Origin of the sequence: Streptomyces sp. NPDC046716, from assembly GCF_040645755.1 — a bacterium.
GTDB lineage: Bacteria > Actinomycetota > Actinomycetes > Streptomycetales > Streptomycetaceae > Streptomyces.
This window is the reverse complement of record NZ_JBEYYU010000021.1, coordinates 59400-73259: the sequence shown is the minus strand read 5'-3', so window position 1 is coordinate 73259 and position 13860 is coordinate 59400. Positions and strand designations below refer to the sequence as shown.

The window sequence follows — 13860 nt, the reverse complement described above, 5'->3', positions numbered from 1 at the left end:
GGCGCCCCCGGATCCGTACCGTACGAGAGTATGGAAGCCCGCGAACGCGCACGCGATGCCGAACTCAAGAAGGAACTCGACGCGACCCTCCAGGCCCGCAGGGAGCTGGGGCCGGAGTACGAGTCGGCGCTCGTCGACTCGTTCCTCGACAAGGTCGACCAGCGGCTCGACTCGGTGGTCGACCGCCGGGTGCGGCGGCAGCTCGCCGAGCAGCAGATGACCGCGGCCCGCGACACCCGCCGCGGCCGTCCCCGCGGCGACAGCTGGGGCGAGCGCTTCGGCTTCGCCGTCGTCTCCCTCGTCCTCGCGATCCCGCTGTCCGCGATCGCCGTGGTCAACGCCGACCTGCCCGGGCTGCTGATCGCCTGGGGCGGCATCGTCGCGGTGAACGCGGTGCACAGCGGGGTGTGGCCGGACGGGCTGCACATCGGGCGCCGGTCGCGGGAGCGGGAGCGCGGCGACTCCGACTGGGAGGGGTAGGCGGTCGCTCACGCCTGGCGCGTGGGCAGGGCGATCACCTGGCGCAGATTGACCCGGCGGGGCCTGCTGGCCGTGTACGCGATCAGGTCGGCGATGTCGTCGGCGGTGAGCCCGGCCAGCGCCTCGAACATGCCGTCCAGCTGGGCGGAGAGGTCCGCGTTGTCGACGTGGGAGGCCAACTCGGTGTCGGTCAGGCCCGGTTCGAGGTTGGTGACCCGGACGTCGTGCGGGCCGAGTTCGGTGCGCAGCGACTGCGAGAGGTAGGTCAGCGCGGCCTTGGTGGCCCCGTACACCGCGTAGTTCGGGAACGGTACGTGCGCGCCGATCGAGGAGATGTTCACCAGGTCCGCGGTGCCGCCCGCCGCGGCCGCCGCGATCAGGTCGGGCACGAAGGCGCGGATCACCCGCAGCGCGCCGGTGACGTTCGTGTCGAGCATCCGCTGCCACTCGTCGGCGCGGCCGTCGGCGACCGGATTGGGCAGCATCACGCCCGCCGCGTTCACCACGAGGTCCACCGTGCCGTACGCGGCGTGCACCCGGTCGGCCGCCGCGTCGACGGACGCCTGGTCGGTGAGGTCCGCGGGCACGGCCAGGGCGCTGCCGCCGTCCTTCCCGATCCGCGCGGCCAGCTCCTCGAGCCGGTCCGCGCGGCGGGCGAGCAGCGCGACCCGGACCCCGTGCGCGGCCAGCAGCCGGGCGGTCGCCGCGCCCATGCCGCTGGCGGCGCCGGTGATCAGGGCGGTGCGCCCGGCAAGGGCGGCGTACGGGCTGTGGATGTTCTCTGTCGTCGTCATGACCACGACTCTGCGGCGCGGCGCCGGGCCTACCCAGTGCAGAGCTTTTCCTGGGTCTGCCAGTACCAGGATGGCGGCGCGGGCCCGTCCTAGGATCGGGCCATGGACGCAGACGGGGAACTGGGCGGCATAGGGGACTTCCTGCGGTCGCGGCGGGCCCGGATCCGGCCCGGGGAGGTCGGGCTGCCGGAGTACGGGCGGCGGCGGGTGCCGGGGCTGCGGCGCGAGGAGGTGGCGCAGCTCGCGGGGGTCAGCGTCGACTACTACATCCGGCTCGAACAGGGGCGCGGGCAGTCGGTCTCCGACGCCGTCCTGGACGCCGTCGCACGGGTGCTGCGGCTCGACGGGACCGAGCGGGCGTATCTGCGGTCGGTGGCGCGGCCCGCACCGGCCCGCCCCCGGGAGACCGGGCAGCGGGTGCGGCCCGGACTGCGGCTGCTCCTGGACACGATCGACAGGGCGCCCGCCTTCGTCCTCGGCCGGCGCATGGACGTCCTCGCCTGGAACGCGCTGGGCGACGCCCTGCTCGGTTTCTCGGCGATGGCGCCGGAGGACCGCAACATGCCGCGGCAGGTGTTCCTCGAACCGGCCGCGCGGGAGCTGTACCCGCAGTGGGCCGCGGTCGCCGCGGAGACCGTCGCGCATCTGCGCCTCGACGCGGGCCTGCACCCGGGCGACCCGCAGCTGGCCCGTCTGGTGGGTGAACTGTCGCTGGCCAGCGCGGACTTCCGGCGCCTGTGGGCCGACCACCAGGTGAAGCGGAAGACGGCCGGCGCGAAGCGGATGCTGCACCCCGTCGTCGGTGAACTGGACATGCCCTACGAGACGTTGACGGTCGCCGGTGAACCCGACCAGTCCCTCGTGGTGTACACGCCGGAGCCGGGATCGGTCACGGCGGACCGGCTGCGGACGCTGGCCGGCCGGGCCGCCGTCTCCGTGGTCTGAGCGTCCGGAGCTCTCAGGAAGAACTCAGATACGCGCACTACGCTCCCCGCGTCCGAACGGCGGACGCGGAGGGAGCGGACGGTGGCACGCGGAGCGCAGGGGCTGGTCAGGACGGCCGTCGTGGTGCGGGCGGGAGCCGCCCCGCTGTGGTGGCTGGGTGTGCTCGCGGCCGGGACCGGGCTGCTGCCCGGCGGTGTCACCGGTCGCCGGATCGGCGTCATGGCGGGCGCGGCGCTCTTCGTCGTGGTCGCGCTGTGGGTCGCGTACAGCCGCCGCGAGCGGTATCTGAAGCTGGCCCGCGGGGCCACCCGCGCCGGGCGGCACGACGTGCTCCAGGACCGGGCCGTGACGGTGCGCAACTGGCGGCGCGGGCACCGCTGGTGGCTGGCGCTCGGCTTCCTCGCGGCCGTCAGCGGCTCCTTCGCCGTGCCCGCGGCCGGCGGCATGGCCCTGGCCGGCGCGGGGGCCGGGCTGTGGTTGAAGGCGGTCTGGCTCGGGCGCAGGGAGGCCGACGGCGACGCGCTGGTGTGGCTGCGCGTCGACTGGCTCGGCGCACGGTCGGGCGGACCCGTCGGCAAGCAGGTCAAGGGATACCGGGCGACCGGGACGGCAGCGGGAGACGCCGCGCCCGGTGGGGCGCGGCGTCGTTAGGGTCTGTCCGGCGGTGCGACCCGCACGGGCTCAGACCTCCAGTTCGGCCTCGATCTTCTTGAGCTGGTGGCGTGCCATCGCCAGGTTGGCGCGCGAGGAGTCGAGCACCAGGTAGAGGAAGAGCCCGTTGCCCCCACGGCCTTTGATCAGGCGGATCAGGTGGTACTGGGTGTTGAGGGTGATGAGGATGTCCTCGATCTCGTCCTTGATGCCGAGGTGTTCCATGGTGCGGAGCTTGGCGCGGACGACGTCGGTGTTCCCGGCCGCCGCCACCTCCAGGTCGAACGACTTGGAGCCGCCGATCGTCCCGAGGGCCATGCCGCTGGTGTAGTCGACCAGGGCGGCGGCGCTGGCGCCCTCGATGGAGGCGACGGCGTCCTTGAGAGCGGTCTCGGCGTTGGTCATGGTGGTGGTTCCTTTCGTGTACGGCTTCTCGGTGTCGCGTTCTGGGTGCCCGCCGGGCCGCCGACGAGGTGTCAGCGGGCCGTTCTGGGCTGGAGCTTGGGTTCGGCGTGCTTGGCGAGGTCGGACGGTTTGGCGGTGCGGACCGGGAGCCCGCTCTCGGTGGTCGGGGCCGGGTCGGACGCGGCGGTGCGGGCCCGGGACCTGCCCCTGGTCCGCATCACCGGTTCGGGCAGCTCGGCGGCCTCGGCGACGAGTTCGCCGACCCGGGATCCCGCTCTGCGGCCCTCCAGGTGGAGCCGTCCGACGTTGACCCGGTTCTCGGCGAGCAGGGTCAGCACGGCGGTGTCCCCGGCGGCGTACGTGGCGACGTAGCCGTTCGTGCCGCGTACCAGCAGTTCGCGGAAGGCGCCCTGCCCGGTGGCGTCGGAGAGGCGCTGGGCGACCCCGAGAGCGGCGGCGGTGAGCGCGGCGACCCCCTCCGGCTCGACGCCGGAGGTGTCCTGGGCGAGGACGAGCCCGTCGACGCTGGCCGCGAGCGCCCCCGTGACCTGGGGCACCCGCACTCTCAACCGCTGTAGTTCGCCGAGGACTTCGGCCTCGTCCGCCATCGGCGGTCTCCCTTCGGAGAGTTCGGAGGATGCGGCGGGGCCCCGCGTGCCGCGGCGGAGGCGGATCACAGGGCCTCCAGTGCGTTGCGCAGGCGGCGCAGCAGGGCCACGTCGGGGTCGTCGACGGCGGCCTTCGCCAGCCACTCGGGCGGGGCGGCGACGGCGGCCGGAGCCGGGGGCGCGGTGGTGACGAGCCCGCCCGCGGCGAGCCGCCGCAGGTCCACCAGGGTGTGGAAGGCGGGCCGGCCCAGGGTGAGCGCGATCTGGGACGCGGTGCGCTCGCCGTCCACGAGGTCGAGGACGCGGCGCCGGCGCGGCGGCACCCGCACGTCCCGGGTGCCGGCCCGGGTGAGGGGCGCGGTGTCGGTGTCCGGCTCGGGCCAGATCCGCTGGAGCAGATCGCGGCGGCGTAACGTCTCCCGCTCGACGGAGGCCACCGGCACCGGGCGCACCGCCCCGAACCAGTGCGAGACCCCGTAGCGGAACCGGGTCGGGCCGCTGCTCGGGGCGAGGGTGAAGTACGCGGCGTCGAACAGGGCGCCCAGATGGCACAGTTCGAGCGCGCCGTCGCTCAGTCCGCCGTGCTCGACGAGATAGCGGCCGACACCGCGCCGGGCCCCGGCCCGGTCGACCGCCTCCCACCAGCCGTCGGCGTGCACGGCGCCGCCCGCGGTGAGCAGGACGTCCATCCCGGGGGTGGCCGGGGACTCGGCGTGCACGATCCGGCCGTCGGCCAGATAGAGCGTGCCGTGTTCCCGTATCAGCGCGCCGGTCGCCTGCTCGGCGGCGAGTCTGCTGAGCATCGGGGAGACGCCGGCCGGCGCGGGGGCCGTGGTCATCCCAGGACCAGGCGGTCGGCGAGGTCGGCCAGGCGTATGCGGGACAGCGCGAGGTTGCCCTCGTCGCGGTCGAGCCACAGATGCAGGAAGACGCTGCTGTCGAAGGTGGTCGGCACGAAGCGCAGCAGGTGGTAGCCGTCGCGGCTGGTGACGATGACGTCCTCGACCGGCGGCGACTTGTCGCCCGCGGGGCTCTGGGTCCAGTCGTTGCCGTCGGCCGGGGCGAAGGCCCGGTGCTCGGCGGCGAGCCGGGCCAGCTCCGCGGCCTCGGTGGCGGTGGCCTCGTGGTCGCCGTTGGGCGACTCCCCGATGGTGCCCAGCGCGAGCCCGCTGGTCCAGTCGACGACGGAGGCGCCGCGCGCTCCCGGCAGCCGCATGGCCTCGAGCAGGCACTCGTCGATTCCGGGCACGCCTGAAACCCCCCACCTTCGCCGCGTTTCGTGTACCGCTGATGCGTGTGTGACGGAGACGCTACGCACGGTACGGCGACCTGGTGAGCGTTCTGGCATTTTCCGGCGGAACATTCGAACCGGGTCTAGAATCCGCCAACCCGTCCGGAAAGTACGTGTGTTCGAGATACCTGCGGCATCCAGGGGAGGCTGCGCGCAGCGCATGCCTCAGGGGCGCGGGGAACTGCGCGACCAGCCCCCACCGGAGCCGCGGCCGACCGGAGTCAGAGATCCAGCAGTGCCCCGCGCAGGGCGCCCCCGGACTCCGCGACGATCTCGTCGGCCGTCTGCGGCTCCCGCACGGTCGCGAACCGGACGTCGCCGTCGGCGTCCGCGGCGAATCCGTAGATCCCGGGCCGGGCCAGCGAGTTGTACGCGTAGTGGTGCGCGAAACCGTAGGCGCCGGTGTCCAGCGCGGCCACGTGGTCGCCCGCCGCCAGGAGCGGCAGGGTGCGGTCCGCGGCGAGCAGATCGCCCGCGAAGCAGGCGGGCCCCGCGATGTCCTGCGCGACCTCGGGCCCGGTCGCCGGCCGGCCCTGGGCGTCGTACGCGGCGATCCGCAGCGGCCACGCCTCGGGCAGGTACACGGTCCGGGTCGCCACCTGGACTCCCGCGTGGGTCACGGCGATCGGGCGCCCGCCGCTCTCCTTCGCGTACTCCACGCGCGCGAGCGTCGTGCCGTGCTTGGCGAGCAGGGAGCGCCCGAACTCGGTCACCAGGCCGTAGCGCCCGTCGAAGAGCCCCGGCACCCGCTCGGCGAGCAGCTTCGCGTACCCGGCGTGGTCCGGGACGTCCTCGTCGGAGCCGAAGTTCACCGGGAGGCCGCCGCCGATGTCGAGGGTGTCGATCTGCCGGCGGCCCGCACGGCCGTTGATCTCCTCGGCGAGTTCGTACGCCGTGCGCACCCCCTCGGCAAGCAGTTCCAGCGGCACCCCCTGGGATCCGGAGTGCGTGTGCAGGCGGGTCAGCCACGGCCGGTCCAGGTACGCCCGGACGACCCACTCGCGGGCCCCCTCGTCGCGCAGCGCCACGCCGAACTTGGAGGTGGCGGTCGCGGTCGACGTGGCGCCGATGGATCCGGCGCCGGTCTGCGGGTTCACCCGCAGGCCGACGGGGGAGCGGGTGGGCGCGGAGGCGACGAGGGCGTCGAGGCGGGCCAGCTCCTGGAGGTTGTCGGCGTTCACGGCGATGCCGAGCGCGAGCGCCTCGCGCAGTTCGGCGCCGGTCTTGGCGGGGGAGTCCAGGACGGTGCGGGCGGGCGGCACCCCGGCGGCGCGGGCGAGGGCCAGCTCGCCGGGGCTCGCCACCTCGGCGCCGAGGCCGGCGCGGTGCAGCAGCCGCAGCACCGGCACGAGCGGGGTGGCCTTCACCGCGAAGGCGTGCAGGATCTCGGTGCCGGGCGCGGCGACCGCGTCGAAGGCGGCGCGCAGGGCGGCCGCGGAGGCGCGGATGCCGGTCACGTCGAGCAGCCCGGCGACCGGGGCGCCGGGCCCGACGAGGCCCTGGGCGACGGCCGCGCGCACGGCCAGATCGCGATCGCGCGCGCGACGGGCGGGAAGTCCGGGCAGGGGAAGGGTGGACGCGTCCGTGGATGCCATGCGCCCAGGCAACCACCGGGGAGGCGCCGGAGCGAGGTGTTGACTAGGTCTATTCAAGTAGCCAGGATGTGAATAGCGAAAGTATCAGGGAGCCATGGGAGAGGACGGCAGTCAGTGAGCACTCAAGCCCCGTCGGGGGCGCGGGACGGTGGCCCGGGCTTCCTGGAGATGTGGCGGGACCTCCTCCCCGTCGGCCGGGACAAGGACTCCGGCGGCTACCGCCGGCACGCCTGGACGGGCGCCGACGCCGACTGCCGCGCCTGGTTCAAGGACCAGGCGGAGTCCCGCGGCCTGACCTACGAGCTGGACCGCAACGGCAACCAGTGGGCCTGGCACGGCGACCCCGAGGCCGGCGGAGCCGTCGTCACCGGCTCCCACCTGGACTCGGTCCCCGACGGCGGCGCCTTCGACGGCCCCCTCGGCGTGGTCTCCTCCTTCGCCGCCCTGGACGAACTCCGGTCCAGAGGAGCGGAGTTCACCCGGCCCTTCGCCATCACCAACTTCGGCGACGAGGAAGGTGCCCGCTTCGGCCTGGCCTGCGTCGGCTCCCGCCTCACCGGCGGCCACCTCACCCGCGAGCAGGCGTACCGGCTCACCGACGCCGACGACGTCACCCTCCCGCAGGCGATGGAGCGCGCCGGGTACGACCCCGAGGCGATCGGCCCGGACCCCGAGCGCCTCGCCCGGATCGACGCGTTCATCGAACTCCACGTGGAGCAGGGCCGCGCCCTGGACCTGTCCGGCGACGCCGTCGGCATCGCCAGCTCCATCTGGCCGCACGGCCGCTGGCGCTTCGACTTCGCGGGCGAGGCCAACCACGCGGGCACCACCCGCCTCGTCGACCGCCGCGACCCGATGCTGCCCTACGCGGAGACCGTCCTGGCGGCCCGCCGCGAGGCCCGCCTCGCGGACGCCGTCGCCACCTTCGGCAAGATCTCCGTCGAGCCGAACGGCGTCAACGCCATCCCCTCCCTGGTCCGCGGCTGGCTCGACTCCCGCGCCGCCGGGCAGGAGGCCCTCGACCGGACGGTCACCGCCATCGAGAAGGCCGCCCGCGAGTACGGCGAGGCGCACGGCATCGACGTCACGCTCACCCGCGAGTCGTTCACCCCGGTCGTCGAGTTCGACCACGCGCTGCGCGACGAGCTCTCCCGCATCCTCGGCCTCGAAGCGGGCCGACCCGGCCTCGACGTGCCCGTCCTCGGCACGGGCGCGGGACACGACGCGGGAATCCTCGCCTCGTCGATCCCCACCGCCATGCTGTTCGTACGCAACCCGACGGGCGTCTCGCACTCCCCGGCCGAGACCGCCGCCGAGGACGACTGCCTCGCCGGGGTGCGCGCACTGGCCGACGTACTGGAAGGGCTGGCCTGCAAGTGACGACGTACTGGCTCGAACACGCCTGGCTCGGCACCCACGTCGAGCCGAACGTGGCCGTCGACGTGGCGGAGACGGGCGGCACCGGCCGCATCACGGCGGTCCGCACGGACGTCACCACCCCGCCGCCCGGCGCGACCGTCCTGCGCGGCCTGACCCTCCCGGGCCTCGCCAACGCCCACAGCCACGCCTTCCACCGGGCCCTGCGCGCGACGGTGCAGGTCGGCTCGGGCACGTTCTGGACCTGGCGCGAGGTCATGTACGCGGTCGCCGACCGCCTCACGCCCGACACCTACCACGCCCTCGCGCGGGCGGTGTACGCGGAGATGGCGCTGACCGGCATCACGGCCGTCGGCGAGTTCCACTACGTCCACCACGCCCCCGGCGGCACCCGCTACGCCGACCCCAACGCGATGGGCGAGGCGCTGATCGCCGCCGCGGCCGACGCGGGCATCCGCGTCACGCTCCTCGACACGGCGTACGTCTCCTCCGGCTTCGGCAAGGAGCCCGACCGCCACCAGCTCCGCTTCTCCGACGGCACCACGCAGGGCTGGGCCGAGCGCGCCTCCCTGCTGACCGACCGGCCGCACGCCCGGATCGGCGCGGCCGTGCACTCCGTGCGGGCCGTTCCGGCGGACCAGCTGGCGACGGTCGCCGAGTGGGCCGCCGACCGGGGCGCCCCGCTCCACGTCCACCTCTCCGAGCAGACCGCGGAGAACGACGCCTGCCAGGCCGCCCACGGCTGTACGCCGACCCAACTCCTCGCCGACCACGGTGTCCTGGGCGCCCGCACCACCGGCGTCCACAACACCCACCTCACGGACACCGACATCAAGCTGATCGGCGGCTCGTCCACCGGCACCTGCATGTGCCCGACCACCGAACGCGACCTGGCCGACGGCATCGGCCCCGCCGTCCGGCTCCAGCAGGCCGGTTCGCCGCTCTCCCTCGGCTCGGACAGCCACGCGGTGATCGACCTCTTCGAGGAGGCCCGCGCGATGGAGCTGAACGAGCGCCTGCGGTCCCGTACCCGGGGGCACTGGACCGCCGCCGCGCTGCTCCGGGCCGCCTCCGCCGACGGGCACGCGGCGCTGGGCTGGCCCGACGCCGGCACCCTCGAGCCCGGCGCCCTCGCCGACCTGGTCACCGTCACCCTCGACTCGGTCCGCACCGCGGGCGCCCTGCCTCGCCTCGGCGCTGAGACGGCCGTCTTCTCGGCGGGCGGCGCCGACGTCTCCGACGTGATCGCGGGTGGTCGGGTCGTGGTCCGCGACGGGCAGCACCTGGGGATCGGCGACGTGGCCTCGGCCCTGACGCAAGCCATCGCGGCACTGAGGTAGGGCTTCGTCGCCGGGTGCGCCTCTCGTCGTGGCCGGTCGCGCAGTTCCCCGCACCCCTGAAGGCCTGCGCTGCGCGCGCCTTCCCCTGTCCCTGGGCGAGCGGAGCTCGCTTCCAGGGGCGCGGGGAACTGCGCGAGAAGAGGCCACCGGCCCGCACGCGAACGACGACCCTTCAGGGGCGCGGGGAACTGCGCGACCAGCCCCCGCCGGGCCGCACTCTCGAAACAACCGTCCCACCCCCCCCGGAGAGGACCCATGACGACCACCACGGCCATCACCAACATCGGCACCCTGGTCACCAACAACCCCGACCTCGGCGACGGCCCCCTCGGCCAGATCAAGGACGCCGCGCTCGTCATCGAGGGCGACCGCATCGCCTGGGCGGGCCCGACGGCCGAGACCCCGGCGACGGACGACGCCCACGACGCACAGGGCCGAGCCGTGATCCCCGGGTTCGTCGACTCCCACTCCCACCTGGTCTTCGCCGGCGACCGCACCGAAGAGTTCAATGCCCGCATGTCCGGCCAGAGCTACCAGGCCGGAGGCATCCGCACCACGGTCGCCGCCACCCGCGCCGCCACGGACGCCGAACTCGAGGCGAACCTCACCCACTACCTCGCGGAAGCGCTCCGCCAGGGCACGACCACCTTCGAGACGAAGTCCGGCTACGGCCTCACCACGGCCGACGAGGAACGCGCCCTGCGCATCGCGAAGGCCCACACCGACGAGGTCACCTTCCTCGGCGCCCACATCGTCTCCCCGGACCACGCCGACGACCCGGCCGCGTACGTGGACCTGGTCACCGGCGAGATGCTGGACGCCTGCGCCCCGCACGCCCGCTGGATCGACGTCTTCTGCGAGAAGGGCGCCTTCGACGGCGACCAGGCGCGCGCGATCCTCACGGCGGGCAGGGCGAAGGGCCTGCTCCCGCGCATCCACGCCAACCAGCTCTCCTACGGCCCCGGAGTCCAGCTCGCCGTGGAGCTCGACGCCGCGTCGGCCGACCACTGCACCCACCTCACGGACGCCGACGTCGACGCCCTCGCCAACGGCGACACGGTGGCGACCCTGCTGCCCGGCGCCGAGTTCTCCACGCGCGCCGAGTGGCCGGACGCCCGCCGCCTGCTGGACGCGGGCGCCACGGTCGCCCTGTCCACGGACTGCAACCCGGGCTCGTCGTTCACGTCCTCGGTGCCGTTCTGCATCGCCCTCGCGGTACGGGACATGGGCATGACCCCGGACGAGGCGCTCTGGGCGGCGACGGCGGGCGGCGCGAAGGCGCTGCGCCGCACGGACGTCGGTCATCTGGCACCCGGGGCGCGGGCGGACCTGGCGTTCCTGGACGCCCCCAGCCACGTACACCTCGCGTACCGGCCGGGCGTGCCGCTGGTGTCGCAGGTCTGGCGGGCGGGAGTCCGCGCGGTCTGACGGACCGGTGCCGGGCGGGCTCAGCGGTGCCCGAGGTAGAACCCCAACGCCCGCTGCAGCACCCGCCCCTGGGGCCCGACCGGCAGCTCCCACTCGCCCAGGTACTCCACGGCCCGCGCGCCGGCCCCGGTCTTGAACCGGAGGCGGTCGAGCAGCCGGTTGTCCTCGGTGAGGAGCGGGCTGACGGCCCGCAGGTCGTACGCGTCCGCGCCCGCCGCCCGCGCGACGCCCAGCATCCGCCACAACAGGGCGTTGCCGGGCCGCAGTTCATGCCTGTGGGCGGCGGACGCGGCGTAGGAGTGCCAGAACCGGGTGCCGACGGAGATCATCAGCGCGGCGGACAGCGCCTCGCCGTCGTGCTCGGCGAGATAGAGCCGCAGCCGCTCGCCGTTCTCCGTGTTCAGGGCCTGCCACATCCGGTCGAAGTAGGCGGCGGGCCGCGCCTTGAAGCCGTCCCGGGCGGCGGTCCGGACGTACAGCCGGTGGAAGGCGGGCAGATCGGCGTCCGAGCCCCAGGTCACCCGGACCCCGGCCGTCTCGGACGCGTCCAGCGACTCCTGCCAGTGCGGCGCGAGCCCGGAGCGCACCTCTTCCGCCGACCGCCCGGCCAGCGGCACCTGGCACCCGTACCGCGGCTGCCCCACCCCGAACCCGGCGTCGTCGCCGTCCGCGCACGGCCGCCAGCCGAGCCGCCGCAGCCGCTCCCCGACCTGGAGGGCGGTGCCGTCGATGTGGTCGGCCGCCATGCCGTGCAGATGCCGTACGCCGCTGTCGGCGATGCCCTCCGCGACGGTGGCCGGCTCCCACTGCCGTACGACGAGCGGCGGGCCGATGCGCAGGGAGAACGCCCCGCGGGCCTCGACGTGCGCGATCAGCGGCTCCAGCCACCGGCCGAGCCGCGGGTCCCGCCAGTCGATCGACGGCCCGTCGGGCAGATAGGCGAGCGTGCGCCGGGTCCCGGGCAGCGCCCGGTACAGCACCAGCGCGGCCCCCACCCGGGACAGCCCCTCGAACCACCCGACGCTCTCCGACTCCCAGTCGGGCTTCACGGCGCCCCACTCGGGGATCTGGAGATGGCTCACACCGGGATACAGGGTGAGGTGGGCCAGATGCTCCGCGCGGGAGACGGCGCGTACGGAGAGAGCGGGCTGGCTGATCATGGCAGGTGAAGGCTCCTGTTCTGCGGCGGCCAGCCTAAGCCCTCCGGAGCGTTCACTCTCATTCATTGCAATGAATCTTCTGAGGGTGTTGCGTTAACCGTGAGCTTGATTGCAATGAATTCCCTATTCTGAGCTGCGAGTTCACTACTCAGTCGCAACAAAGCCATTGAGTAATCCATGAACGCAACGTAGCGTTTCTCTCATCGGAAACAGCGATTCCAAGGAGAGAACGATGCAGACCTTCACCACCCCCGCCCCGATCGCCGCCGTCCTCACCGTCCCCGCCGCCCGCATCGAGATCGTCGCGGCGGACCGCGCCGACACCACCGTCGACGTCCGGCCCGCGAACGCCAGGAAGAGCCGTGACGTGCGGGCCGCCGAGGAGATCACCGTGGTCTACGCCGACGGGGTGCTGCGGATCACGGCCCCCGAGGCGAAGAACCAGGTCCTCGGCTCGTCCGGCTCCGTCGGGATCACCGTCGCGCTGCCCGCCGGCTCCGGCGTCGAGGTCACCGCCGCCGCCGGTGAAGTGCGCGGCGCGGGACCGCTCGGCGACGTCGTCGTCGAGAGCGCCCAGGGACCGGTCGTGCTCGACGAGGCCGCGAGCGCCCGGATCACCCTCCAGGACGGCGCCATCACGATCGGCCGCCTCGCCCGGGGCGGCGAACTCGCCACCCAGCGGGGCGACCTGACCGTCTCCGAGGCCGTCGCCGGCGAGCTGGCGCTGAACACGCAGAAGGGCGACATCACCGTCGGCGCCGCCCACGGGGTCTCCGCCGCCCTGGACGCGGGCACCGGCTACGGCCGGCTCACCAACACCCTCAAGAACGACGCCGCCACCCCCGGCCTGACCGTCGCGGCGACCACGGCCTACGGCGACATCGCCGCCCGCAGCCTCTGAGCCGTAGCCTCGCCCGCATGACGACCGCATCCGCATCCGCTTTCGACACCCTTGAACGACGTATGTGGGCCGGGCGCGCCGCCTCCTACCGCCGTAGCGCGGAGCGGCTGTGCGCCCACCCGGTGCCCGGTCTCCTCGATGCCGCCCAGGTGGCCGAGGGGTCCGGGCATCTGGACGTCGGCTGCGGCACCGGCACCGTCGTCGAGGCGGCCCTGGCGCGCGGCGCGCGCGTCACCGCCGTGGACGCCGAGCCGGACATGGTCGCGGCCACTCGGGCGCGGATCCCGCGGGCCCGCGTGGTCCACGCGGTCCTGCCCGAACTGCCCTTCCCGGACGGCGGGTTCGACTCGGTCACCGCCAACTTCGTCCTGAACCACGTCGGCGACCCGATCGCCGCGCTCACCGAGATCCACCGCGTCCTGCGCCCCGGCGGCCGGGTCGCCGTCACCCTCTGGCGCAACCCCAACGCGGCGGGCCAGACCCTGCTCGGCCGGGCCGTGCAGGCGGCGGGCGCCACACCTGCCGCCGGCCGGCCGGGCCCCCGCGTCGACTTCGCGCGCACCGCGGACGGCGTCGCGGGACTGCTGCGCGCGGCCGGGTTCGGCGACGTGGCGGGCGCGGAGGTCGGCTGGGAGCACCGGGCGGACCGCGAGGAGTGGTGGGCCGGGTTCGCCGAGGAGGGCATCGGCACGGTCGGGGCGCTGCTCGGCGCGCTCACGGACGCGCGGCGGGCCGCCGTGAAGGAGCACTACGACCGGCTGGCGGGGGAGCTCGTCGACCCCGACGCCCCCGACGGGCGGCTGGTGCTCCCGCACATCGCCGTACTGGTCCGGGGCGGCAAGCCCTGACCGCACGCGAAACGGGTCCGTCTCCCGGGGATCAGGG

15 protein-coding genes are annotated in these 13860 nt (G+C 74.3%); 8 read left to right on the top strand and 7 right to left on the bottom strand.

The genetic code is table 11. From position 1 onward, the window contains the following. The first annotated feature begins 30 nt into the window (after positions 1-30). On the top strand, positions 31-480 hold the full coding sequence (locus tag ABZ930_RS17925; RefSeq protein ID WP_361548714.1) for a hypothetical protein: 450 nt from the start codon (positions 31-33) through the stop codon (positions 478-480). 8 nt (positions 481-488) lie between these two features. On the opposite strand, the gene ABZ930_RS17920 is transcribed toward ABZ930_RS17925, so the two are convergent. After that, entirely contained in the window at positions 489-1274 is a 786-nt protein-coding gene (locus ABZ930_RS17920; protein WP_361548712.1) for an SDR family oxidoreductase, read from the bottom strand. Between the two features lie 102 nt (positions 1275-1376). Here ABZ930_RS17920 and ABZ930_RS17915 point away from each other — a divergent pair, with 102 nt between their 5' ends. Together ABZ930_RS17915 and ABZ930_RS17910 are read left to right on the top strand one after the other, a co-directional pair. Next, the gene (locus ABZ930_RS17915; RefSeq protein WP_361548710.1) at positions 1377-2219 is read left to right on the top strand and encodes a helix-turn-helix transcriptional regulator; all 843 of its coding nucleotides are present in this window, start codon (positions 1377-1379) and stop codon (positions 2217-2219) included. 81 nt (positions 2220-2300) lie between these two features. Continuing rightward, entirely contained in the window at positions 2301-2870 is a 570-nt protein-coding gene (locus tag ABZ930_RS17910) for a hypothetical protein (RefSeq protein ID WP_361548708.1), read from the top strand. Positions 2871-2900: 30 nt separating this feature from the next. Here ABZ930_RS17910 and ABZ930_RS17905 read toward each other — a convergent pair whose 3' ends face one another. From ABZ930_RS17905 to ABZ930_RS17885, 5 genes are all read right to left on the bottom strand, one after another. After that, on the bottom strand, positions 2901-3275 hold the full coding sequence (locus tag ABZ930_RS17905) for a hypothetical protein (protein WP_361548706.1): 375 nt from the start codon (positions 3273-3275) through the stop codon (positions 2901-2903). A 71-nt stretch (positions 3276-3346) separates the two neighbouring features. Further along, positions 3347-3883 (bottom strand): roadblock/LC7 domain-containing protein, encoded by a 537-nt coding sequence (locus tag ABZ930_RS17900; protein WP_361548704.1) that lies wholly within the window; start codon positions 3881-3883, stop codon positions 3347-3349. Between the two features lie 65 nt (positions 3884-3948). Continuing rightward, complete coding sequence (locus ABZ930_RS17895; protein ID WP_361548702.1) at positions 3949-4722, bottom strand: transcriptional regulator; 774 nt, start codon at positions 4720-4722, stop codon at positions 3949-3951. Beyond that, a complete protein-coding gene (locus ABZ930_RS17890) occupies positions 4719-5132 on the bottom strand; it encodes a hypothetical protein (protein ID WP_361548700.1) in 414 nt (137 codons plus the stop codon). The genes ABZ930_RS17895 and ABZ930_RS17890 overlap by 4 nt, the downstream gene beginning before the upstream one ends. Before the next feature lie 263 nt (positions 5133-5395). Then, a complete protein-coding gene (locus ABZ930_RS17885) occupies positions 5396-6769 on the bottom strand; it encodes a diaminopimelate decarboxylase (RefSeq protein WP_361548698.1) in 1374 nt (457 codons plus the stop codon). Positions 6770-6937: 168 nt separating this feature from the next. Here ABZ930_RS17885 and ABZ930_RS17880 point away from each other — a divergent pair, with 168 nt between their 5' ends. The 3 genes from ABZ930_RS17880 to hutI all read left to right on the top strand — a co-directional run bounded on the left by ABZ930_RS17880 (position 6938) and on the right by hutI (position 10914). Beyond that, entirely contained in the window at positions 6938-8149 is a 1212-nt protein-coding gene (locus ABZ930_RS17880) for an allantoate amidohydrolase (protein ID WP_361548805.1), read from the top strand. Beyond that, entirely contained in the window at positions 8140-9486 is a 1347-nt protein-coding gene (locus tag ABZ930_RS17875) for a formimidoylglutamate deiminase (protein ID WP_361548803.1), read from the top strand. Before ABZ930_RS17880 ends, ABZ930_RS17875 begins: the two co-directional genes overlap by 10 nt. Positions 9487-9741: 255 nt before the next feature. Then, positions 9742-10914 carry an imidazolonepropionase gene (hutI, locus tag ABZ930_RS17870; RefSeq protein WP_361548696.1) on the top strand — a complete coding sequence of 391 codons (1173 nt, stop codon included), beginning with the start codon at positions 9742-9744 and terminating at the stop codon, positions 10912-10914. A gap of 20 nt (positions 10915-10934) precedes the next feature. Here hutI and ABZ930_RS17865 read toward each other — a convergent pair whose 3' ends face one another. Then, positions 10935-12074 carry a peptidoglycan bridge formation glycyltransferase FemA/FemB family protein gene (locus tag ABZ930_RS17865; RefSeq protein ID WP_361548695.1) on the bottom strand — a complete coding sequence of 380 codons (1140 nt, stop codon included), beginning with the start codon at positions 12072-12074 and terminating at the stop codon, positions 10935-10937. A 232-nt stretch (positions 12075-12306) separates the two neighbouring features. On the opposite strand from ABZ930_RS17865, the gene ABZ930_RS17860 reads away from it, so the two are divergent. Together ABZ930_RS17860 and ABZ930_RS17855 are read left to right on the top strand one after the other, a co-directional pair. After that, positions 12307-12975, top strand: a complete 669-nt coding sequence (locus ABZ930_RS17860; RefSeq protein WP_361548693.1) for a DUF4097 family beta strand repeat-containing protein — start codon at positions 12307-12309, stop codon at positions 12973-12975. Positions 12976-12992: 17 nt separating this feature from the next. Then, the gene (locus ABZ930_RS17855; RefSeq protein WP_361548691.1) at positions 12993-13823 is read left to right on the top strand and encodes a class I SAM-dependent methyltransferase; all 831 of its coding nucleotides are present in this window, start codon (positions 12993-12995) and stop codon (positions 13821-13823) included. The last annotated feature ends 37 nt before the right edge of the window (positions 13824-13860 follow it).